This window comes from Thermonema rossianum DSM 10300 (assembly GCF_000426825.1).
Taxonomy (GTDB): Bacteria; Bacteroidota; Bacteroidia; order Cytophagales; family Thermonemataceae; genus Thermonema; species Thermonema rossianum.
The window spans coordinates 148085-170782 of record NZ_AUGC01000004.1 but is presented as its reverse complement, the minus strand read 5'-3'; the positions used below and the strand labels follow the sequence as shown (position 1 = coordinate 170782).

The window sequence follows — 22698 nt, the reverse complement described above, 5'->3', positions numbered from 1 at the left end:
CTGTTAAAAAAAAATTGTTTATGGGCTCTTCCGTACGGTACTACCTGCTGAACCTTGCCATCTTTGTTTCAGGATATTTGTTTCTGCGCTATGGTTATGAACAGCTGCAGAGTGATTTTTTAAAAGAATTTATACTCATCGTATTAGGCACCTTGGCGACGGTTGCCATCACCGCCTTGCTTCTCAACAAGCAAACCGAACTGGAGTTGTCCAAAGAGCAGCAGGCAAAATATCTCGACTTGAAGTCGGAAGTCTATAAAGACATTATCCATACACTGGAAAGCTATTCCACCAAAGCCGAGCTTTCCACGCAGGACCTCAAGCACCTGGAGTTTATCACGCACAAGCTGGCCATTGTGGCTTCGCTGCCGGTGCTTAAAGCCTACAATGACTTTTTGCGCAATGTAGCCTCTGTTTTCGCAGACCGGAATATTGATGCGCCGGAAGCAGACAAGCTATCCAGCGAATTGGCAAAACTCACCGTAGCCATGCGCCGGGATTTGCTGGGCAATGGTCAGCACGACAGCACTACCGCCGATATCCTCTTTTATATCGATGACAACAGCCGGCGCTCTATTCAAAATTTTTAAGGCTTTGGCTTTTCAAGCTCTTCTTTTTCGGGCACAGGGTCGTAGCCGTGTCCGCCCCAAGGATGGCAGCGCCCGATGCGCTTCAAACCAAGCCACATGCCACGCCATGCGCCGTGCTTTTGAATTGCCTCTATCATATACTGTGAGCAGGTGGGGGTGTAGCGGCATGCCGCCGGGAACCAAGGCGAAATAGCCACTTGATAGAAACGGACTACTCCTATTAACAGTGTGCGCATAATTATTAAGTTGCTTGTTTGAAGGGAAACATCAAACGTTGAATATACATTGCATATTCTTTCCAAAAAAATGGCAAACAAGACGCATATTTCAGAATTCGTGTGGTATAAACGACATAAGCGGGGAAGCGAAACCAACAACACCCGGCAGAAAGTATAAGCAACAACAAAACAAAAAAGAGCAGCCCAAAGAGCTGCCCCTTTTGTATTTACTTCTTCATCATTAAGCCTTATTCAAACTGTAACCCTTCAGGCTGATACACATATCTGAACGTGTAGTAAGCCGATTCGTTTTGATAAGGGTCCGGGCTGGCAGGTGCGTCTTTGTAGTAGCTCAAAATCTCTACTTTGGCATATCCTTTACCTGCGGCATCCCGGAACAACAACACACGCCCGGGAATGGGACTAATCACATGGGTTTGGGGGTTGTAGTTGTACCAGCCATTGCCGCTTCCTTTAGGGATGGCATAGCCTTCGTCGCTGTCCTGCTTCCATTCTGTGGAAGCGGGCACTGTGCCCACCTCATCAAAGACGGCGGTCAATACAGCGGCAGCCGCTTGACCGTCTCTTGCCACTTCGTCCAAGGTGGTGCTGCCACCATTCACGATAATGGTAGTTCCCTTGAAAGCGATGTCCCATGCTTCACCGTCGGCAACGGCTTGCCCTTTGGCAAAAGAGAACTTCACAAAGGGCTTCTCCTCTACCACCTGCCCTGTTTGATAATCTATCACGTCGTTGGGGGCATGCAAATTGGTGATGGTTTTCGCCTCCGGCTTGCTCACGGGTGCCGGGTCATCGTCTTTTTTACACGCAGTTAGTACTGCGACAACTGCCACAATCCATACAATTTTGGTGATGTTTTTAATCATAGTGCTTACGTTTTTTTTTACGTTTATTTTTTTGTTGAAATTGAAAACCTTAAAGCTGCACCTCCTGCTTTTCATCTATTGATTTCCAAGGCTTTATCCAGAGCAAGTGTTTCCACTGCTTGTAATGCACCCCTATGAGCAGCAAGTTTGCCAAGAAATAAAGCCCGGACATCACCACTTCGCCCGGCTCGTCTGCCTCCAGGAACAGGTGAAACAAAAAGATGTGCAAGGTAACGGGTAAGAGCACGGCAGCCCCCAGCAAAGCGGTACCTTGCAAACAAAGCAGGATACCTCCTATTAGTTCAGCCAGCCCCAAGAGCTGCCAGGCAAAGCCGCTTGACTTCATGCCGTAGATATACAACATCAAAGAAGTTTTCTCCGGATGCTTTTGGCTTACTTCTATGATGCGTTGCAAAGCCTCGTGCGCAGCGGGTTGAGCTTCAAACTTATGTAGCCCGCCCCAAATCATCAGGGCACCGAGGGCAAACCGCACGCCCCACAGTAAGAGTGTGGGCAAATCGAAACGTTGTTTCAACATAGTGAACTACTTTTTATTGGTGGAAAAATTGAATTGAAAGCTAAGCCACAAGGTACGCGGGGGGAGAGCCGGAATAAAAGTTTCGTTGCGAAAATCTGTAAGATTGTCCACGCCGGCTTGCAGGGTGTAGTGTCGCAGGTGGCAGGCGGCGCTTACATTGCACAATAAGTAGCCATCTACATACTCCGATGCGTCATCTAAAATCAAATTTCCGTTGGCATCGCCCCATCCGTAGCGCCCGCGGTAAATCAAACGCATGGTAGCCTCCCACTTGGAATGGGTGTAGAACGCTTTGAAGTTGGCACTATGTCGCGAACGATTGAATAAACCACCATACTCTTCAAGTTTTACCCGCCGTGAAGCCAGCGTTTGGGCATCACGCTTATATATCTCGCCGGCACGAATACGCTCCTTTACCGAAGGCTCAAAGGCATCGAGATATTGATAACCCGCACTCAGGCGCCAATAAGGGCTTGGTTTATACTCAACATTGAGTTCCACGCCTTGTGTAATTACCTCGTGCAAATTGCGGTAGCTGTACACAAACTGCCCATTGTTTTTTCTTGCCACAGGCTGCGTGTCTATCATGTCTTGCAGGATGTTCCGGAAGAGGTTCACATCCACTTTCATATTTTGCAGGGGTCTCCATTCGCCTCCTATATTCAATGCCCAAGAGCGCTCGGGCTTCAGGCTTGCGACCTCTGCGGGTGGTATCAGTATTTCAGCAATCAGACCTTGTGTCAATAGTTGCTCCATTCCTTGGCGCACCTCTTCGGTGCCCAGCACCGTATAGCCCGCGGCATTATTCGTAAAGTTCAAATACAATTGCCGGAAGTCCGGTGCCTTGTAGCCCCGCCCTACAGACATGCGCAGGCTCCAGCGGTCTTGGTTGTAGCGAATCCCCCACTTGGGCGACAGCTGCGCACCGTAAATGCTGTGTTGGTCAAAGCGGGCGCCGGTATGCATATGCCAACGCTCTGCCCGGCTCCACTCGTGTTGTACATAGGCGTAGAGGTTATGCATGCGGCGGGTTCCCTCATAACGCGTGGCACTTACCAGCTCACGGTTGGTGCCCACACCACCCGAAAGAGTGTGCCCTTGCCCTAAGTCGTGTTCGGTAAACAATTCGGGACGCCAGTACAACTGCCGGAAGAAGGAATGGTCTATCTCCTCCCCGCTGTCTTTCTGCCAGTAAGAGGCGGCTGTGTGGTAAGTAGTAAAATAATTTCTTAATTGCCAGAAGGCACGCCCGGTAGGCATCCACTCTATGGCTGCATATACATTTTTATCTGCCACATATCCTTTGCCATCGAACCGCTCTCCGGCGGACTCGTAAGCGTCTTTTACAAAATCTTCGTAAAGACGTGCCCGCGCGTGCACACGCCATGCCGGCGAAGGGTCATAAGCCACTCCCCCCCTGAGGGTGTAGTTCACAAAAGGCGAAGCAGTTTGCCCATAAGTATCCGGCGTGTAGTCGTAACCTTGGCTTCCATAGTAGTTGGCAGACCATGAAGTGTGCAGCTTGCCGGATGTAGTGGTAGCTTTCAGCTGAAAATTGCTTGTATTTCGACTGCCGTAACGAGCCATGCCCGATAGTCGCCAAGGCTGCTCTTCATCTTCTTCCGTGATAATGTTAATGACACCCGCCAGTGCCTCAGAACCATAAATCGCCGATGAAGGTCCACGCATGATTTCTATGCGTTTGATATCCGTGATATTCAAGCGCGAGAGGTCAAAGGTGCCGGCAGTACGCCCAATCAAAGGCTCGCCGTCTATCATAATCAGCGTATAGTCGGCATCCAAGCCTTGCATTTGCAGCCCCGTGCCGTGGTCATAAACAAGCTGCAAGCCGGTTTGCTCTTGCAGGGCATCTTGCAAGCGCAAATAGCCCGCACGGCGGATGTCTTCTGCATCTATAGTATGTATGGGTACCGATACGGTGTGCAGTTCCCGCTGCAAGCGACTGGCAGAAACCACCACTTCTTGCAGCTCATATTCTTGCATGAGGGAATCGAGCTGCTGCGCTTGCGTAACATGCGCGACTACTGCCACGCCCGATATCCATAGTAACAATCTTTCTTTCATCTTGCAATACAGTCAATTGAGTGATGTTTGTGTCGTGATTGATGTTGCAAACATAAATCTTATTTTTATTCAGTCCAAATAAAATTTAAAAATTATTTGTATTAAGTCTAAATAAATATAAATTTGCCGATGTAAACCAACCAAAAAACGGAAAGCGTATGTTAAAATCATGGCTACAAACATCCTTGATAGCTGCCGGCATACTGTATGGCAGCCACGTGCACGCACAAGCAAAGAAAGACATCGAAGCCATCAAAAGCATGTGTGGTTGTTATGAAGTAAGTTTCAACTTTGCCGAGACCTTCTCGCCCGACAAAGACTACCGCTTCCACGACAACTATCAGAGTGGCGGGTTGGAATGGGTGCAGGTCATAGAAGAGAGCAAAGGCAAGGTAGTACTTCAGCATCTACTTATTGTCAACGACAGCATCATTGTCAAGCATTGGCGGCAAGACTGGCTCTACGAGCCTTCCTCACTCATCGCCTATGAGGGGGCACGGCGATTCCGCAAGCAAAACATAAAACCACTCAAAGGACAATGGGTGCAGCTGGTGGCACAAGTAGATGACAGCCCCCGCTACGCAGGCATTGCCAGCTGGGTGCACGCCGACGGGCGCCACTATTGGGAAAGCAGCGCTTACTCACCCCTTCCACGCCGCGAGTTCACCAAACGCAAGGATTACAACATCATGTTGCGGCGCAACCGCCACGAAATCACCCCCTACGGCTGGGTGCACGAACAAGACAATGACAAAATTTTGCGCACCGAAGCCGGTGACCGCCTCATTGCCCAAGAAAAAGGGTGGAACGAATACAAAAAAGTAGCAGATGAGCGCTGCCGCCTTGCGCAAGAGTGGTGGCAAAAGCACGAAGACTACTGGAAGATGGTGCGTCAGAGCTGGCATAAATACCTGGCTGGACAAACGGCTTTCGAAATCGCGACCACCTATCAAGAAGAGCCCTTATATAAACACTTTTTCGAGATAGAGAAAGCATACACTGTCGGTGAAATAGACTTTGACACTGCCCGTCAGCGTGTGAACAACCTCATTCTTGCAGTTGTAAAACCGCTCTAAACACTTGATGAACTCTGCCAACGTTCATTCTTAAATAGCAAAGACGGACAGGGGTTTCCTTTGTCCGTCTTTTTGTTTTATTTGAGGAACACAACTTGCCAAGGACAGTGCTCACCCAAAGACCCGTTTGATTGCCGCTTCGAGGGCATCCAGTGCTTCTGATGGTTTCCAATTTTGCTCCCTACAATAGCGTTGAAAGACCTGCATGGCCTGCTCCAAACCGTGTACTTTTTCCATCTCTTGAATAAACTGATGATAAGCATGATGACTGCCGGCAAACAGCTGCTCAACAAACATAAAACGCTCGTGCAAGCTGATGGCATCGCGCAGGCTGCGGCTTTCTGTTTGGGGCAACTTCAGACTGATATTACGCGGTACTGCCTGTTTGAAACGCTCGTTCAAGCCCCCATAATATTCCTCCTCATCATCATCCGCTATGTCTTCTGCCTGTTCCACAGGCCGGTTTGTCTCCGGAAGTAATACTTCCTCTTTGGTGCCATTCTTTTCTTCTTCCGGCTGTACCTTCGTGGCAGCTTCAAGCGGGCGCCCATTGGTTTCTGTGGAAACGGGGGGCGCCTGCATCTCCTCCGCCGGCAAATCCATTGCTTTTTCTTTCCCTTCCCGGCTATGCTGCTCAGCCGCATAGCCAATCAGAGCCAAGAAAGCTTCTATGGCTTCATTGTCCAAACTCAACTGGCTGCCCAGCTGCTCGTAAACGACTTTAAACAAACCTAAAAGCGCAATAGGCGGCAGTGCCTGCATGCGTTGTTGCTCCATGCGTTCAATGAGTGTGCGCAGCAAAAAATCATAATGTTTAATATACTTCAGCTGCTTTTTCAGCTCTTCTATGCCCAATATGGGCATGGGGTTGTGCTCAAAGAAATGTACAAAAAAATGATAGGGCGAAAACAGAAGCATGGCATACAGTTTCAAGGTGCGCCCCAGCAACTGCCGCATGGCTTCGGCGTCTATCTTTATGTGGTAAGACAAAACGTTGGCATATTCTTGCAACGCAGCTTTTACTTTCGGATGCTCGTAATCAAAATAGGGACTCTTGCTCTGCTCTATGGCTTGGCGCCATTCGTCGAACAACTGCTTAATGAGCAGCTTGTTGAGCCCTTCTATGGGCGTAAGATGCAGCAGGTCCTCACCCCGCACATACTCTTTTTGACTATAAACGTTTTGTATGAAAGACGTTGCCCATGCTTCCCAATAGGGCTGTAGTTGTTTTACACGCTCCTCACTCATAACTTTGTTCAGGTTCTAAAATAAAGTTCTTTTTAAAGATAGCAATTTCATGCCAAAGTTGGTGATTGAAAACTTACATGATTTAAGCATAGAAACGCAAAAAGAGCGCACGCTGTTGCAAAACATACAAGCAGCCTTCATCGACTGGATGCACCCTTGCGGCGGCAAAGGACGCTGTACGGGCTGCAAGATGCAGGTAGTGGAAGGTGGCGAACACCTCACCCCCCCGAGCCCACAAGAGCTGCGTTTTATGGAACAGGGGCGCCTGCGTCCACAAGAAAGGCTTGCCTGCCAAAGCAGGCTACTTGACGGCTGCTTGAAGGTGCGCGTTCCTAAAGAGTGCCGGCTTCCTCATGTACACTACTCCCTACCGAAATAGCAGTTTTATTTGGAATTTTAGATTTTTTTTTAAATTGCTTACAAACAATCAACCACCAAACAAGCTGTTACGTAAAAAAAACAGCATAAATATTTTGAATCAGGAATTATGAAGGGCGCATCCATGACAGCTACGAACCATCAGTCTCTACTTTATTTTGAGGGACAAATCAATGAAGAAACCATCGATCAAATACTGGAAGCGGTTGAAAACAAGCTTTTAGAAATTGAACCCAATAAGAAAATACGGAAACGCACCTTTTCTATTTTTGTCGAGTGTTTGCAAAATGTTTATTTGCATGCCTACCGCAACAGTCTGCATCATCTTGAGGGGGGCAAAGTAGTCCATCATAAAATCAGCCTGTCACGCACCGATGACGGTTATTTGATTGAGACGGCCAACCCCGTCAGCCGTATGAAAATAGCGCGCATCAAAGATCAGATAGAAAGAATCAACAGCTTGTCGAAAAATGACCTGGATGCACTATATTTGCAGGCGTGGCAGCGTGCCCGCTTCATGCCCGACAAAGGGGCAGGCTTAGGCTTTATAGACATTGTGCGTCGTTCGGGCTCTAAGCTGGAATGCAACTTTGAACCTTTAAACGGGAAAAGTGTTTTTTTTACATTAAAAGTGAAAGTTTTGGAGCAAGTTGCCTAATTTTGCTGTTCTTGTTTCAAAACCCTATTTATGGAAACAACCTATGGAAAACCTGAATATTGAACCTACCAACCGCACTCCTAAAGTTTATTTCGATGCGCGCACCGGCGTTTTGGAAATAGCCGGACGTTCCATCCCTGAAAACTCTGCCGACTTTTACCAGCCTATTTTGGATTGGCTGGATGAAGCTGCCCAATCTGAAATACTGACATTCAACATGGTACTCAAGCTTGAGTACTTCAACACCAGTTCTTCCAAGTTCATCCTCGATATTTTAAAGAAACTGGAAAAAATCCACAAAGATACCGGCAAAGCAGTTTTCGTAAAATGGTATTACGATGAAAAAGATGAAGACATGGAAGAGGCAGGGCACGACTTTCGCGACATTATCAACCTTGACTTTGAACTAATACCTACACAGCTCTCTACACGCTAATTCTGTTCTTTTTTTGTCGTTCGTTCCGGATCACCGAACGAATCATATAAACCAGCCCTACATCACCAAAAGTCATGAGGCGGATAAAAGTGCTTTCTTCGAGCGGCAACCGTCTCATGATTTCTTTTTCGTCCAACCCCTGATGATACCAAGCGGCCACTTTTCCGTAAAAATCTTCCAGGTATTGCAGCTTGTGCAAAACAGCTTCTTTTCCGTCTGTGAGGCGGGGGTTGTGCGCACAGAACAAAGTATCGAAGTCCAGGCGGGCGACTTTCCGTAAAGATTCTATCTGCAGGGCAATGTCTTCGCTATGTCTAAAAAATTTAATTTGTTCCGCCACAAACAGGTCACCTGAGAACAGCCATCCCCGCTCCGGCACATAGTAAGCCGTATGGTCCTCGCTGTGGCCGGGCGTATAAACCGGCACAAAAGTCAGGCGGCGCGATTGTATCTTATCAGGCAAGGGCAATATTTCTTTTTTAAAGGGCGTGGTATTGCCCAGCATCAAATATTCGTAAGGCAAAATGGAAAAGCCTTTGCGCACGATACGGGCAGTGAGCGGATGGGCATATATCGCCTGCGGACGATGCTGCTTATAAATGGCTACCAAATTGCCCGTGTGGTCTTCGTGCCAATGGGTCAGCAATACTTGTTCTATATGGTAAGGGCGCAAAGTGCGCAATACCAGACGCTCTGCGTTGCTTTGCGCTGTGTCTATGAGCACGCCATCGACATAAAACAGATGGACCGTCAGAAAAGGCGGTCCAATGAGGCTGAATCCGAACTCATAGATAGCTACTTCTTCGTGTGCTTTCTTCTTTACAAACTGCTTCCCAACCAACGATAGAACACTCATATTTTCCCTCTTTACTCTTTATGTTATGAAATAGGCACATGGCTTAAGATAGCCCGGATGACATCATAAGCGGACACACGGTCGGCCTCCGCTTCATAGTTCAAAATCAAACGGTGATTCAGCACGTCGGGTGCCACCGCCTTAATGTCATCGGGCAGCACAAAATTACGCTTTTGCAAAAAAGCATAGGCACGTGCCGCCATATTGAGTGCAATGGTAGCGCGTGGCGATGCGCCGTATTCTATATAGCGCCCCTCTTCTATCTTGTAATCTTTGGGATAGCGCGTGGCAAAAACGAGCTCAACAATATAACGCTCCAGGCTTTCGGAGAGTGTCACTTCATTCAATAACTCGCGGATGGTAAAAATATCGCCGGGAGTTAAAATACTTTGCGGCTCAGGCAAGCGGCGGAAAGAGGCCATGCGGCGCATCACTTCCAACTCTTCTTCCTTCGACAAATAGCCTACCTGCACACGCATCATGAAGCGGTCAAGCTGCGCTTCGGGCAAGGGATAAGTTCCTTCGTGCTCTATGGGGTTTTGTGTAGCCAACACAAAGAAAGGGCGCTCCAAAGGGAAAGACTCTTCGCCAATGGTCACTTGCTTCTCTTGCATGGCTTCGAGCAGAGCCGACTGCACCTTTGCCGGTGCACGGTTGATTTCATCAGCCAGAATCACATTGGCAAAAATGGGACCTTTGCGCACAAAAAATTGTGCTTCTTTTTGGTTGTACACCATCGTGCCGATGATATCAGCCGGCAGCAGGTCGGGCGTAAACTGAATACGCTGAAAACGTAAGCGCAAAGTGGCTGCCAGCACACTGACCGTTTTGGTTTTGGCAAGCCCGGGACTTCCCTCCAGCAAAATGTGCCCACCGGTAAAAATACCAATCAACAAACGGTTAATCAGCAAACGCTGCCCTACGATTACCTTTCCCACTTCTTCGTACAGCTGATCTATCTTTTCGTAATACTCCTCCGGGTTCATATGGATGTTTCTTAGGCGTTCGTACTGTCTTTAAGAAATGCTCCAGCGCGCCGTGGCATGCATTTGCAAAGAAGCAAAGTCACCTTCCAAATATTGGAAATGAGCAGCCATGGCAATCATGGCGGCGTTGTCGGTACAATACTGCATGGCCGGAATAAACACGCGCCATCCTGCCTGCTCTGCTTTTTGTTGCAAAGCAGCCCGCAAAGCGCTGTTGGCAGACACACCGCCGGCAATAGCCACCTCCGTAATACCGGTTTGCACGACTGCCTGCTCCAACTTCTGAAGCAACACTTGCACGAAAGTATGCTGCACACTGGCGCAGATGTCAGGCAGGTGCTTTTCTACAAAATGCTTGTCTGCACGCGTGTGCTTTTGAAGAAAGTTGAGAATAGAAGTCTTCAATCCGCTAAAAGAGAAATGCAGCCCTTCCACCTGTGGCATTGGAAAGGTGAAAGCATGCGGATTGCCTTCTTTGGCATAACGGTCAATCAAAGGACCACCCGGATAGGGCAAGCCCAGCAGCTTGGCTGTTTTGTCGAAGGCCTCACCCACCGCATCATCGAGCGTTTCGCCCAAAACGGTCATCTGCAAGGGGGCATCTACACGCACCAGCTGTGTGTGCCCACCGCTTACCGTCAAACACAAAAAAGGGAAAGAAGGGACCGGTGGTTCAATAAAATGTGCCAAAATATGGGCTTTCATGTGGTGCACGTCTATCAGCGGTATGTTCAGCGCCAAAGCCATGGCTTTGGCAAAAGAAACGCCCACCAACAAAGAGCCCAGCAAGCCCGGTCCACGCGTACAGGCAATGGCTGTCAGCTCTTCGGGACGCACGCCGGCTACTTTCAGCGCCTTGTCCACCACCGGTATAATATGCTGCTGATGGGCACGCGAAGCCAGCTCGGGCACCACGCCCCCATATTCTTTATGAACCTCTTGATTGGCAACTATATTTGAACGAATTTTGCTATCTTGAATCACGGCTGCCGATGTATCGTCGCAAGAAGACTCAATGGCTAAAATCGTAACCTGCATACGCCTTGGCATTAGAAAGGAAAGAAGAGGATAAAAAAGAAGATATTTTAGGCAACGAAAGTACGCCTTTTTTGAAGATTTTCAAAAGGCTGCTGCACAGGTGGGTAACCCGCCCTGTTTTTTTCGTTTTGCTTTTGTTTTTGACTCTTGCCGCCTTGTTGGCGCTGCCTGCGGTGCAAAGCTTCCTGGCCCGGCAGGCTGTGGACTATGTTTTCAAAAACAGCCATTACAATGCCGACATCGAACGCTTGCTCGTCAACCTGCCCAACCGGAGCATACACTTACGCAATGTTCACATATACGATGAGCATTTTGTGGATTTGGTGGATATAGAGGAAATACGCGTCACCTTTAGCTTGACTCAACTGCTCATAGGCAGAGTACGCATCAAAGAAGCCCGTTTGGAAAACGGACTCTTCAACATGCACTATGATATACAGCATCAAGGCTTCAATATCAATTTGTTTATCGAAGAACTGAATGAACGTTTCGGAAGCCAAAGCAGCAGCAGTCAACCGGCGCCTTTTATCATCGAAAAAGCCTATCTGAACAACATGCAGTTTCGTTATCATGACGGAAGGCAAGACAGCCTGCCCGGGGGCTTCTTCGACTACGCACACTTCAGCCTGAATAATATTTATGGTACGGTATTGGACTTCAAGGCCTTTGGCGACACCATAGCGCTCAGCACGCGGCAGCTTCAACTCCATGAGCCCCAAAGTTCTCTCTACGTCAAAAGTCTTGACACAGACTTTCATATGGATGCACAACACATGTATTTCGACAGGCTGCATCTTTATTTAAACAACTCCTACCTGGGCGACAAGGTGCGCTTCTCTTATGAAAGCATGTCTGCCATGGGGGCTTTTGTGGACTCGGTTCTGCTTGACATCCATTTCGAAGGAAGCCGCATTCACCCCGCAGATCTGGCGCCGTTTCATGAGGTGTTTGCCCAATGGCAAGATGAATGGCAAATCAATGGGCAGGTCAATGGTACCATACGGGAGTTTGTGTGGGAAGATGCCTACCTGCGTTTTGGTAACGACAGTTACCTGCAGGGCATCATCAGCACGCAGGGGCTTCCTGATATTGAAGCCGCGGTCATAGAAGCCGATATTCCCTCTCTGTCTCTTAAAATGGAAGACCTCAAACAATACCTGCCTGCTTCTCTGCATCCTTGGCTGCAAAAGATAGATTTCATAGACGGTGAGCTGCGCCTTGACGGCTATGCCAAAGATTTCAACTACACCACACAACTTTATACCGCCTTGGGTGAAATAAGCAGTGAAGGCGAAGTCTTTTACAAAGAAGAGGCGCCCGCCCTGCCCCATTACAATATAAGGCTTGACTTAACGGACTTTCGTTTAGGCTACCTCATAGACCAAAGCATGCTGGGCACACTCACGGCACACATGGAACTGGCCGGTTACGGGACCGACCTGCACCGGCATGATTTTAATCTGTCTGCCACCATAGATGAATTTGTTGTAAACGGCTATGCCTACCGGCAATTACAGTTATCGGGCAATTCAAGCAATGCACTTTTAAATGGAACACTTCATTCGGAAGACCCCAACGCCCGCCTGCATCTATTGTTGAAAGGGGCTTTTCTGAAAGATAGTTTACGCTTTGCCAAATTGCAAGGTGGCATAGACTATCTCGACCTGCAAGCAACCCATTGGTTAGACACAACGGCGCGGATTTCAACTCAAATACAAGGCGAGTACAGTGAGTTTAAAAGTGTAGATGCCCGCCTGCATTTTCAAAATGTGCAGTTTCTTTATGGCAACCATACACTTACCCCCCACCAACTCACGCTCACTTATTACCGGCGTGCATCGCAAGCAGAAGAAAAACTACAGCTTTTATCTGATTATGTAACTGTAAGTCTTGAAGGGCACTACGACAACGGGCAGCTCATTCGTTATTTGCAAGAAGTTCCCTATGAGCTATGGCTCGCCGTAAGCAAGCAGCAGCAAGTGCAAAAAGACTACTATGCCCAAAAAGCATCTGCAAGTGGTGCGCATGACGACAGCCTTCACATTCAAATGGAAGTGATATGCACCAATCTGAACCCTGTCTTGCAGCTCTTTGCCCCCAATGCCTACCTTAGCCACAACAGCCGTTTGAGTGGCGAGTTTATCCAATCGGCCGACTCTTCTATATTGAGAATAGCAACTCAAACCCCCATAGACACCCTGCAATGGGGCGCCGAACGTTTTTACGAATCTGCCTTAGATGTAGAAATGTATAAGCCCCGTTATGGCGCCGATGTGTTGGCACAGCTCGACCTGCTCTCGGCCCGGCAGGAAATAGGCGGCATCCGCACGCGCCAATTGCTATTGAATGCTTCCTGGTACAACGACGCCATTGAATTCCGGCAATATATACGAGTGGACAACGATACACTTCTGTCAGAGCTAAAACTCCAAGGCGCCTTGGAGTTGGGCGAAAGCCAACAAACGCTCTACTTCTATGACTCCCATCTTACGCTGGGAGGCGCACAGTGGGATATTGAGTCCTTCCGGAATATTCAATTCAGCACAGACAGCAGCCGCCAAGTAACTTTTGACCGCTTTACGCTTTCGCACCAAGGGCAATCCATCGTGCTCCACGGTAACATTGCCGAAGCCTCTTTCCCGCATCAGTTGCAGGTAGATTTCAACATGGTGAACCTGCGTCCTTTCAGTGCTTTGGCGAGCATTCCCGTGGATGGCACGCTCTTGGGTTCTTTCACGCTGCGCAACTTATACACCTCCACGCCCATTATTGAAGGCGAAGCCGAAGTGGAAGACCTCACTTTTCAAAATATTTATGTGGGCTACCTCAGCAGTGTTGTGGGATGGGATGCCCAAACCGGCAGTATTATTTTCAATGCCGACCTCTATAATCGTGTAGATTATGTTTTCTTTATGAGCGGTCACTACCGGCACAGTTCCGGGCAAATGCAGGTGATAGCGGAGATGAAGGAAACAGAGCTAAAAGTGCTCAATCCTTTTTTGAAGGACTATCTGTCGGAAATTGGCGGTACGGTTTCGGGCAAATTGGCGCTGCGCGGCAGCCTCGACAAGCCCTTACTTGCGGGCATCCTTGATTTCAAACAAGCAACATTCAAAGTCAACTACTTGGGCACTACTTACAGCTTCAGCGACAAGTTGTATATTACCCCGGATGCCATCCGCATGCGACGCTTGCGCATCATGGACAACCGCCAAGGCAATGCCGTCTTCACCGGTGATATTTACCACCACTACTTTCAAGACTTCTATTTGGATATACGGGGAGAATTTAAAAAGTTCTTGGTGCTGAACACCCCACCCCGCGAAGGCGAGCTCTACTATGGCGATGCCCTTGTCAGTGGCGATGCACAAATTAGCGGCACGCCTGACAACCTGTATTTGCAAGCCAACGCCCGTACCGAATACGGCACCAAGCTATATATCCCGCTTTACGGCAGCGAAAAAGTCTCTCAAAAAGACTACATTGTTTTCAAAGACTTTGAGAAAGACAAAAACAACCAAAGCGAGACCAAAGAAGTAAAGCTGCAAAACCTGCGCATGGACTTTAATCTGGATGTAACACCCGATGCTTACTTCGAAATCATCTTTGACCCGCGGGCGGGCGACATCATGCGCGGCAACGGGCAGGGCAGAATACAAATGAGTATTGACTCCCGCGGTGAGTTCACCATGTGGGGCGACTTCTACATCAAAGAAGGCAGCTATAACTTCACCATGCTTAATCTGGTAAACAAACAGTTTAAAGTGCGGGAAGGCAGTGCCATCTACTTCATTGGCGATGTGTACAGTGCCGAGCTGGATATTAAAGCCTATTACGAAACCATCACTTCCCTGCTTCCGCTGGTCAACAGCAGCAATACAGAGCTGAACTCGCCGGAATACACAAGACGTTATCCCGTGCAGGTGCTGTTGCACCTTACCGGTCCGATGCTTGCCCCCGATATACGCTTCGACATCGATTTTAGCGAAGTAGAGCGCAGCATCACCAATCCCGCCCTTCGCTCGGCGCTTTACAGTTTCAAAGGGCGCATAGAAGGCGACGAGCAAGAGCGTAACCGCCAAGTGTTCAGTTTGATTTTGTTTAAAAAGTTTTCCGGAGAGAACTCCTTTAGTGGCATCAGTGGAGCCGGGGGCAATACCGTGAGTGAGCTGCTTTCCAACCAACTGAGCCATTGGATGTCGCAAGTGGACGAAAACCTGCAAATAGATGTGGACCTGTCAGGCTGGGACAAGCAAAGCAATAATGTCTTTCATGTGCGCTTGAGTTATACCTTCATGGACGGGCGCTTGCGTATCACCCGCGATGGCTTGATAGACACCCAAAATCAAAGTGCTACTGCCAACATTGTAGGCGAATGGACGGTGGAATACATGCTCACCCCCGACGGACGCTATCGTTTGAAAATGTACAACAAGAACTTGAGCAACGGCGTGGTTACTTCCATCAGCAACAGTACCAACACAGCTGCCGGTTTCAGTATTCTTTACACACGCGACTTCAACTCTATATGGGAGTTGTTCTCACGCAAGAAAAAAGACAAATCAAATCAAAAAATATTGCCCCGCCCCGATGGATTGCTGAAAGAAGAAGAACCTTCTGAAAAGCAAGAAACCACCGGTGAAGAGGTGCAGTAGAGGTTGCCGTGCCCCGGTGTGTCCCCTTCACTTCAAATCCACTTAAAAAATATCAAGCAACCAATTCCTAAAGCAAACAGGCGGCGAAGCACACAACTGCCTCGCCGCCTGTGGCATGCTTCCTTCTGCTCCCCCTTATTTCTTTGCCGGCAACACTTGTCCGGCACACTCACCAAAGCCCACGCGGTAACCATCGCCTTGCGCATACCCGCGCATAATGACGGTGTCGTAGTCTTCGATGAACTTGCGCTCAATGCCATCCCGGAGCTTTACTACATTTTTTCCGCCCCAGCTAAGTTCCAGCATAGAACCAAAGCTATCGGGAGTAGGCCCGCTGATGGTTCCCGACGCACACATATCACCCACCCGCATGGGACACCCATTCACCGTGTGGTGTGCCAGCTGCTGGCTCATGTTCCAGTACATATACTTAAAGTTGCTGCGGCATACCAACGAAGGCGCACTGTCTTTGGGCTGAATGTATACTTCCAGGTGGATATCGAAGCTCTTCTTGCCTTCGAACTTAAGATAATCCAGCACTTCGGGGTCTTGCTTGGGCGACTCCACGCGGAAGGGCTCCAAGGCATCCAAGGTAACTATCCATGGTGAAATGGTAGAAGCAAAGTTTTTCCCTAAGAAAGGCCCCAAGGGCACATATTCCCATTTTTGAATGTCACGGGCTGACCAGTCGTTGAAAAGCACCAAACCAAAAATATAGTCTTCGGCTTCGGCAGTGGTGATGCTGTCGCCCATTTGCGTGTCTTTGCCCACAACAAAAGCCACTTCCAGCTCGAAGTCAAGGCGCTGAGTGGCAGAAAACACCGGCTTATCGGCGCCCGCAGGCAAAACTTGCCCTTTGGGACGAATGACCGGGTGCCCCGAAACCACGATGGAAGACGAGCGTCCATGATAGCCTACGGGCAGGTGTTTCCAGTTGGGCAACAGGGGGTTGTCGGGGCGAAACATCTTGCCTACATTGGTGGCATGTTCCAAGCTGGAATAAAAGTCAGTGTAGTCCCCCACCTCTACCGGCATGTGCATGTGCACTTGGCGGGCATCGAAAAGCACCTGTTCCTTATGCTCTGCCTGCTCCCGCAAGGCAGGATTATCGGCGGCGAAAAGCTCGGCAATCCGGTTACGCACCCGGCGGGTGGTTTCCTTGCCCAGACGAATGAAGTCATTCAAGGTGTCATTATAAAAAACAGACAAGTCAGGAATTTGCAAATCATCGAAGTAGCCCAATTCTGCCAAAGCGCTCAAGTCTATGACAACATCACCTATACGGCTGGCTGCGCGCTTGGTGCGCCCATCATGAGAAAAGATGCCAAAAGGTATATTTTGAATGGGGAAATCACTATCGGGTGCTACTTCTATCCACGAACGGAGCTTAGGGTCATTGGCTTGTATCATTGTTGTCAATTTTTTTTGGTTCCTGCCACGAAATTATAGGATATTTCCAAAAACACAAGCATTCAACAAAGCAAAAGGGTGCCATATTCACTTTCTTGCTTCTATGCCCAAAGGTTTTTTTATCTTTGATACAAAGAATGAGCATTATGAGTTTTTTGGATTACCAAGCGGATATAACAAAAAAGAAAGAGCATCCCATCTTCAAAGGGGACCCGGTGATTTGGTACATTGTTGCGGCACTCTCTCTCATGAGTATTTTGGTGGTATATAGCGCCACACAGTCATTGGCTTTCAAGTACTTGGAAGGAAACACCGAATATTACTTGTTTAAGCATGTTCGCCTGGTGCTGCTGGCGTTAATCGTCATGTGGATAGCCCACCGTATCGATTACCGCTATTATGCCCGCCTGTCGTTGTTTGCCTTGTGGGTCTCGGTTCCTCTGCTCATCGTAGCGCAGTTATACGGCACGACCATCAACGAAGCCAGCCGCTGGATTACCATTCCTTTCATCAATCAATCGTTTCAACCTTCTGACTTGGCAAAACTCGCCCTTATTTCACACCTGGCAGCCATGCTCTCCAAGCGTCAACACCGCATCGAGGACGTCAAAGAAGGCCTGTTGCCCATGCTTTTTTGGATTGGTCTGGTATGCGGCTTAATTGGGCTGAGTAACTTCTCCAATGCCCTGATTTTGTTCATGACCAGCCTCTTGATTATGTTTATTGGCCGGGTGCCACTTCGCTATTTCTTTGTCATACTGCTGATGGGGGCAGTGGCTCTCTTTGTGGCTTTATCGTTTGGTGAACGGGCGGCTACAGTAAAAAGCCGGATAGAAAGCTACTTGGATAAAGAAAATATACCCTTTCAAGCTGAGCAGTCTTATATAGCCATTGCCACCGGGGGACTGACCGGCAAAGGACCGGGCAACAGCACACAACGCAATATTTTACCCAACCCCTTCTCTGACTTCATCTTTGCCATCATTGTGGAAGAATATGGCCTGATAGGCGGCGCTTTTGTGGTCTTTTTATACTTGGGGCTTTTGTACCGCGGCATGATGATTCTTTCGCGCAGCCACCGGGCTTTCGGGGGACTACTGGCAGCAGGGCTTTCATTCAGCCTGGTTGTGCAAGCCATGGCAAACATGGCCGTTGCCGTAGGCTTGGTGCCTATCACAGGTTTGCCGCTGCCACTGGTCAGTATGGGAGGCACCTCCCTGCTCTTTACCGGCTTGGCAATAGGTATTATACTGAGCGTCAGCCGGGGCGATATTGTAGAACAAAGCAATTAGATAACCGTTTCAATAATAAAAAATCAAAGCAAGCCATGAAAAAAATCATCTTATCTTTCGGATTAGCCGCTCTATTATGGAGCTGTGGTTCACAAGAAACCAAACAAGAAAAAACAAATACCGACAGCACCCAAACCACACAAGCAAGCACAGAGTGCCGCTACCGCTTGGGGGAAACCACCCTTACCTGGACTGCCTACAAGTTCACCGAAAAGGCAGGCGTAAGCGGCAGCTTTAAAGAATACCAAGTGGAAAGCCCCCTGCAAGAAGCCACTTCTTTGCAAGAGCTCATCAAAGGTGCGAGCATCACCATCAAAACAGGCAGTGTGGATACCCAAAACCCCGACCGGGACGCTAAAATAGCCAAATACTTTTTTGGTTCTTTTGCCCAAAAAGAAGGCGAAGAAGTGCTTTTAAAAGCCCGCTTGGATTCTGTCATTAGCGATACGCAAGCACTTTTAAGCATAGAAATGAACGGCATCAACAAGCAAGTGCCGGTAGAACTCACCCTAAGCGAAGAAAAAGTAAGCATCAGCACCACCATCAACGTAGAAGAATGGAATGCCGGCAGTGGTATCAAAGCCCTGAATGAAGTATGTAAAGACCTGCACACCGGTCCTGATGGCAAGTCGGTATTGTGGCCCGAAGTAAAGCTGTATGCCGAAGCGGCAGTAAACAAAGATTGCCAATAAGCACCTTTTCAAGGCCTATCAAATACAAGACAAAAGGCTATCCGTCTTGGATAGCCTTTTTTGAGTTTATGCACAATGCAACCGGCTGCATGATTTATTCTACCACCTTTACCCTGCCATCCAGTTGCAGATGGATGGTCCCTTTCTTACCGGCTGCTTCTACCCCTTCTATGAATATGTCTCTAATCTTCACCCCGGTTTCTTCCCGTTGTTTGGCTTCTTTCCAAAAACTCATATCATCACCACCATTGGCCAGATAGTCGGAAATGGCTACCCGGTATGTTTGATTCGGATCCCACGGTTTGCCTCCAATCCATGCGTTGCGTACTTTACCGGCGGCCACTTCCAAACGTACCCCGCCCAAGGCAGTATTTTTTTTGCGAAGCATGTATTCAAACAGCTCTTCCAAGGTTTTACCTTCCACGGTCAAGATTACCAATTCGTTCTCGAAGGGCATCAATTCAAACATATGCCCCACGGTAACGGCGCCGGCCGGGAAACCGGTACGCAATCCCCCAAAGGTAATCACACTCAACGACGTTTGCGGCTGCAGGGCTTGCGCTTTTTGCAGCATCAAATCGGCAGTAAAATTGCCCAACGGATGTTCATACACATTCTTGGGACGCTCTACGGCCGTGTCAGAATAAGCCAGCACCCGGCTGATTTCTGCCGTTAGGCGCTGCTTATATGGGGCAATCATGCTATCTATCCGTGCATCGGCCGATATTTCGCTGTTGATGGGCAGTGACTCGACCGTGCTTTGGTATTGCAAGCGCTTTTGACAAGCCCCCAGCAAAAGAGACAGTGCCACAGCGTAAAACATGTGGCGACGTATGGATTGAAACTTTGTGAACATTGAGTAAAGCTTGTTTTGTAGGGGGCAAAAATACGAACTTTTCTACAATTGCGGACGCTCTGCCGTCATGTGCTTGCTTAGCGGGTATTTACCTTTGAGGAAGCCAACCAGGCCTTGGCCTGCTCTATGTTGTCAAACAGGCGCATTTCCAAACCGGTCAAGGCACCGCCACTTTGCTCGATGTAATCTATCAACGAACGGTTGCAAGCTATTTCAGAAGAAGCCACGAATGCCTTTTTGCGGATATTATTGGCTACATACATTTTATGAATCTTCTCATTCAACCAATCAATCACCTGCTCTGAAAACAGTTCGCCTGTCAGTTTCCGGCAATCGGCCAGCAGGTTAATGTCTATTTCGTATTTTCTGCGTGTCAGGATGATTTTATGTACAAGATTCAATATCAACAACTTAAATTTATCCTCGGAAGGATTTTGCTTCCACTCCTTCACTATACATTGAATGGAAGGGTCAAAATACATTTTCATGAAGTCATCTTCATGCAGTACTTCTACAGTGCTATTCATATCAAATTTTATTTTTGTTGAAACCTAAACGGGGACTTGTATTCTTATTGTATGTCACAAGTATGCTATTTTTTCGAAGGATAAAGCGCATATCTATGGCCACTTTCAAAAGATAAGATTTATTGTATTTTTGGGCATCAGGCTACTGCGATCATGGGATGGATTTGCATTCATTGCGAAACACATAATTTTGACAATGACCACCGTTGTATTGTATGCAACGAAGAGCGCTACTATCCACACAGTGCGTTTGTGGCAGCCGTCAAAGAAGCCACCGGGGCGCACGAGTGGGAAGCTTTGTACCGCCGAAGCGAAGCCAAGTATAAGCGCCTCAAAACCCGGCACCAAAAGCTCAAAGAACAGCATCAGTTATTGCTGCAAGAAGTAGAGCATCTACGGCAGCTTGCATCTCAAAAGACGGCAGAGAACCCATCCGCCCCCACTTCCCCCATTAAAAAGTGGTGGGCGCGCCTCCTCCATTGGCTTTCTTAGAAGCGCCTCTTACTTTTCATTTTCGGCGCTATATACCTGCTCGCCCCCTATGAAAGTTGCCAGTACCTTGGCCTCCGGAATATCGGCCGCTTCTACTTTCATCAAATCGCGGTCAATCACAATAAAATCTGCTTGCTTTCCGGCTTCAAGGCTCCCTCTTTCATTTTCCTCAAAATTGGCATAGGCCGCCCAAATGGTCATGCCTTTCAGGATATCGCGGCGGCTCAGTGCCTGTTCCGGCAAAAAGCCTTCGGGCGGGAAACCGTTCAGGTCTTTCCGGCTCAATGCCGCATAAAAGGTAAGAAAAGGACTGATGCGCTCTACGGGGAAGTCGGTACCCAGCGCCAACAAGCCGGCTGCATCAAGCAGGCTTTTATAGGCATAAGCAAAAGCCAAGCGCTCTTTTCCCAAACGACTCTCTGCCCAATACATATCGGAAGTAGCGTGGGTAGGCTGTACAGACGGAATGATGCCATATTTGCGGAAATAAGTCAGGTCTTCGGGCTGCACCACTTGCGCGTGCTCTATGCGCCAGCGTTCATTTCCTTTCAAATATTTAGCATATAAGCGCAATACCGTACGATTGGCGGCATCGCCAATGCAGTGTGTATTGGCTTGAAAGCCCATACCGGCTATTTGACTGTACAGCTTGTCGAGTGCTGCCTCGCTTTGCAGTAAAAAGCCCCGTTCGCCGGGTGCATCGTGGTAAGGCGCCAGCAAGAAAGCCCCCCGCGAGCCCAAAGCGCCATCTGCATATATTTTGAAGCTGCGGACATTGAGACGATCGGTTTTAATGCGTCCATTCTTCCGGAAGAATGCTATATTTTCGGGGGTTGCACTTGCCATCACATAAAGACGCATGCGCAAGCTTCCGCTTTGTTGCAGGCTATCGAGCAAGCGAATATGCTCTAAGGGCAAGCCTGCATCGCTCAAGGTGGTAAGCCCTACGGCAAAACAATTTTGCTGGGCTTTTAAAAGCAGTTTACTTAGCATTTCCCGGCTCATAGGTGGAATGTGGCGTTCCACCAAGTCCACGGCATTGTCTATCAAGATGCCGGAGGGGCTGCCATCGGGGCGCAACCGTATGCTTCCGCCTTCTACTTTTCTTGCCTGCAGCAAAGCCGCTTCTTGCAGCGCTTTGGTATTTACCCAAGCGGCATGTCCATCGATACGGGTCAGAAATACTGGTATGTCGGGAAAGGCTTCATCCAGCAAGCGGCGGTCGGGGAAAGACTTGTCGCTCCAGTCGTTTTGGTCCCAGCCTCTTCCCAACAACCAAGGCAGGTCGGGATTTTGCTTTCGAAAGGCTTTCAAGCGCTCTATGACTTCTTGCGGCGAAGCAGCCCCCACCAAGTCGGCCTGGGCAAGAGTTTGGGCATAACCTATGAAGTGGCAGTGGGCATCATAGAAACCCGGAAAGACAAAATGCCCCCCCGCATCGTAGATATTTTGGGCATCATAGCGTTGCTCCAGCTCTTTTCGCTCACCCGTGGCTACTATCAGGCCATTTTTAATGGCCATGGCTTCGGCTACGGTGAACGAAGAGTCCACAGTGTAAATAGAGGCATTTACTACAAGCAAGTCTATCTTTTCGCGGCGTGTATCTTGATGCTTTTTTTCACAAGACCACATAAGCGGGGAAAGTAGAAGCAGTGATACGGCAAGTAAAAGTTGTCTCATAAGCCTGTTGCTTGGTTGTTTGTTTAAGCATTAATTTTATAAAAAATTCGATAGCCGTCAACCGGAACTATCGAAGGACTATGTAAGTTTTCACACAATA

The 22698-nt window shown here is 48.5% G+C and carries 21 protein-coding genes; 9 read left to right on the top strand and 12 right to left on the bottom strand.

Annotated features, from left to right (window positions below; all coding sequences use genetic code 11):
* The first annotated feature begins 20 nt into the window (after positions 1-20).
* Positions 21-590 (top strand): hypothetical protein, encoded by a 570-nt coding sequence (locus K384_RS03005; RefSeq protein ID WP_038029236.1) that lies wholly within the window; start codon positions 21-23, stop codon positions 588-590.
* Here the strand turns inward: K384_RS03005 and yidD are convergent.
* From yidD to K384_RS02985, 4 genes are all read right to left on the bottom strand, one after another.
* Positions 587-826 (bottom strand): membrane protein insertion efficiency factor YidD, encoded by a 240-nt coding sequence (yidD, locus tag K384_RS03000; protein WP_038029235.1) that lies wholly within the window; start codon positions 824-826, stop codon positions 587-589. The two genes, K384_RS03005 and yidD, sit on opposite strands and share 4 nt — an antisense overlap.
* A gap of 230 nt (positions 827-1056) precedes the next feature.
* Positions 1057-1695, bottom strand: coding sequence for an HmuY family protein (locus K384_RS02995; protein WP_051633068.1), 639 nt, complete (start codon positions 1693-1695; stop codon positions 1057-1059).
* A 49-nt stretch (positions 1696-1744) separates the two neighbouring features.
* Positions 1745-2233, bottom strand: coding sequence for a DoxX family membrane protein (locus K384_RS02990; RefSeq protein ID WP_051633067.1), 489 nt, complete (start codon positions 2231-2233; stop codon positions 1745-1747).
* Positions 2234-2239: 6 nt separating this feature from the next.
* Entirely contained in the window at positions 2240-4318 is a 2079-nt protein-coding gene (locus K384_RS02985) for a TonB-dependent receptor plug domain-containing protein (protein WP_038029234.1), read from the bottom strand.
* Positions 4319-4476: 158 nt separating this feature from the next.
* Between K384_RS02985 and K384_RS02980 the strand changes: the two genes are divergently transcribed.
* Positions 4477-5394, top strand: a complete 918-nt coding sequence (locus K384_RS02980) for a DUF6607 family protein (RefSeq protein ID WP_051633066.1) — start codon at positions 4477-4479, stop codon at positions 5392-5394.
* Positions 5395-5505: 111 nt separating this feature from the next.
* On the opposite strand, the gene K384_RS02975 is transcribed toward K384_RS02980, so the two are convergent.
* The gene (locus tag K384_RS02975; RefSeq protein ID WP_038029232.1) at positions 5506-6642 is read right to left on the bottom strand and encodes a hypothetical protein; all 1137 of its coding nucleotides are present in this window, start codon (positions 6640-6642) and stop codon (positions 5506-5508) included.
* Between the two features lie 49 nt (positions 6643-6691).
* Between K384_RS02975 and K384_RS02970 the strand changes: the two genes are divergently transcribed.
* The 3 genes from K384_RS02970 to K384_RS02960 all read left to right on the top strand — a co-directional run bounded on the left by K384_RS02970 (position 6692) and on the right by K384_RS02960 (position 8114).
* Positions 6692-7021 carry a 2Fe-2S iron-sulfur cluster-binding protein gene (locus K384_RS02970; RefSeq protein ID WP_038029231.1) on the top strand — a complete coding sequence of 110 codons (330 nt, stop codon included), beginning with the start codon at positions 6692-6694 and terminating at the stop codon, positions 7019-7021.
* Between the two features lie 123 nt (positions 7022-7144).
* Entirely contained in the window at positions 7145-7678 is a 534-nt protein-coding gene (locus K384_RS02965) for a SiaB family protein kinase (RefSeq protein ID WP_157630031.1), read from the top strand.
* A gap of 43 nt (positions 7679-7721) precedes the next feature.
* A complete protein-coding gene (locus K384_RS02960) occupies positions 7722-8114 on the top strand; it encodes a DUF1987 domain-containing protein (protein ID WP_038029228.1) in 393 nt (130 codons plus the stop codon).
* Here K384_RS02960 and K384_RS02955 read toward each other — a convergent pair.
* The 3 genes from K384_RS02955 to tsaD are packed head-to-tail and all read right to left on the bottom strand — an operon-like array spanning position 8104 to position 10994.
* Entirely contained in the window at positions 8104-8970 is an 867-nt protein-coding gene (locus K384_RS02955) for an MBL fold metallo-hydrolase (RefSeq protein WP_084147094.1), read from the bottom strand. The two genes, K384_RS02960 and K384_RS02955, sit on opposite strands and share 11 nt — an antisense overlap.
* 23 nt (positions 8971-8993) lie before the next feature.
* Positions 8994-9956: an AAA family ATPase gene (locus tag K384_RS02950; RefSeq protein WP_038029225.1), complete on the bottom strand. Its 963-nt coding sequence runs from the start codon at positions 9954-9956 to the stop codon at positions 8994-8996.
* A gap of 30 nt (positions 9957-9986) precedes the next feature.
* Positions 9987-10994, bottom strand: a complete 1008-nt coding sequence (tsaD, locus tag K384_RS02945) for a tRNA (adenosine(37)-N6)-threonylcarbamoyltransferase complex transferase subunit TsaD (RefSeq protein ID WP_038029223.1) — start codon at positions 10992-10994, stop codon at positions 9987-9989.
* Positions 10995-10999: 5 nt separating this feature from the next.
* Here tsaD and K384_RS02940 point away from each other — a divergent pair, with 5 nt between their 5' ends.
* Complete coding sequence (locus K384_RS02940; RefSeq protein ID WP_038029221.1) at positions 11000-15649, top strand: translocation/assembly module TamB domain-containing protein; 4650 nt, start codon at positions 11000-11002, stop codon at positions 15647-15649.
* A 135-nt stretch (positions 15650-15784) separates the two neighbouring features.
* Here K384_RS02940 and fahA read toward each other — a convergent pair whose 3' ends face one another.
* The gene (fahA, locus tag K384_RS02935; protein ID WP_038029219.1) at positions 15785-17059 is read right to left on the bottom strand and encodes a fumarylacetoacetase; all 1275 of its coding nucleotides are present in this window, start codon (positions 17057-17059) and stop codon (positions 15785-15787) included.
* A 146-nt stretch (positions 17060-17205) separates the two neighbouring features.
* On the opposite strand from fahA, the gene K384_RS02930 reads away from it, so the two are divergent.
* Positions 17206-18351, top strand: coding sequence for an FtsW/RodA/SpoVE family cell cycle protein (locus K384_RS02930; RefSeq protein WP_051633064.1), 1146 nt, complete (start codon positions 17206-17208; stop codon positions 18349-18351).
* Between the two features lie 35 nt (positions 18352-18386).
* Positions 18387-19043 carry a YceI family protein gene (locus K384_RS02925; protein WP_051633063.1) on the top strand — a complete coding sequence of 219 codons (657 nt, stop codon included), beginning with the start codon at positions 18387-18389 and terminating at the stop codon, positions 19041-19043.
* A gap of 94 nt (positions 19044-19137) precedes the next feature.
* Here the strand turns inward: K384_RS02925 and K384_RS02920 are convergent, their stop codons facing one another.
* A complete protein-coding gene (locus K384_RS02920; protein ID WP_051633062.1) occupies positions 19138-19899 on the bottom strand; it encodes a 5'-nucleotidase C-terminal domain-containing protein in 762 nt (253 codons plus the stop codon).
* A gap of 77 nt (positions 19900-19976) precedes the next feature.
* On the bottom strand, positions 19977-20426 hold the full coding sequence (locus K384_RS02915) for a SpoIIAA family protein (protein ID WP_038029216.1): 450 nt from the start codon (positions 20424-20426) through the stop codon (positions 19977-19979).
* Between the two features lie 153 nt (positions 20427-20579).
* Between K384_RS02915 and K384_RS02910 the strand changes: the two genes are divergently transcribed.
* Entirely contained in the window at positions 20580-20918 is a 339-nt protein-coding gene (locus K384_RS02910) for a hypothetical protein (RefSeq protein ID WP_038029214.1), read from the top strand.
* A gap of 9 nt (positions 20919-20927) precedes the next feature.
* Here K384_RS02910 and K384_RS02905 read toward each other — a convergent pair whose 3' ends face one another.
* A complete protein-coding gene (locus K384_RS02905; protein ID WP_038029212.1) occupies positions 20928-22598 on the bottom strand; it encodes an amidohydrolase in 1671 nt (556 codons plus the stop codon).
* Between the last annotated feature and the right edge of the window lie 100 nt (positions 22599-22698).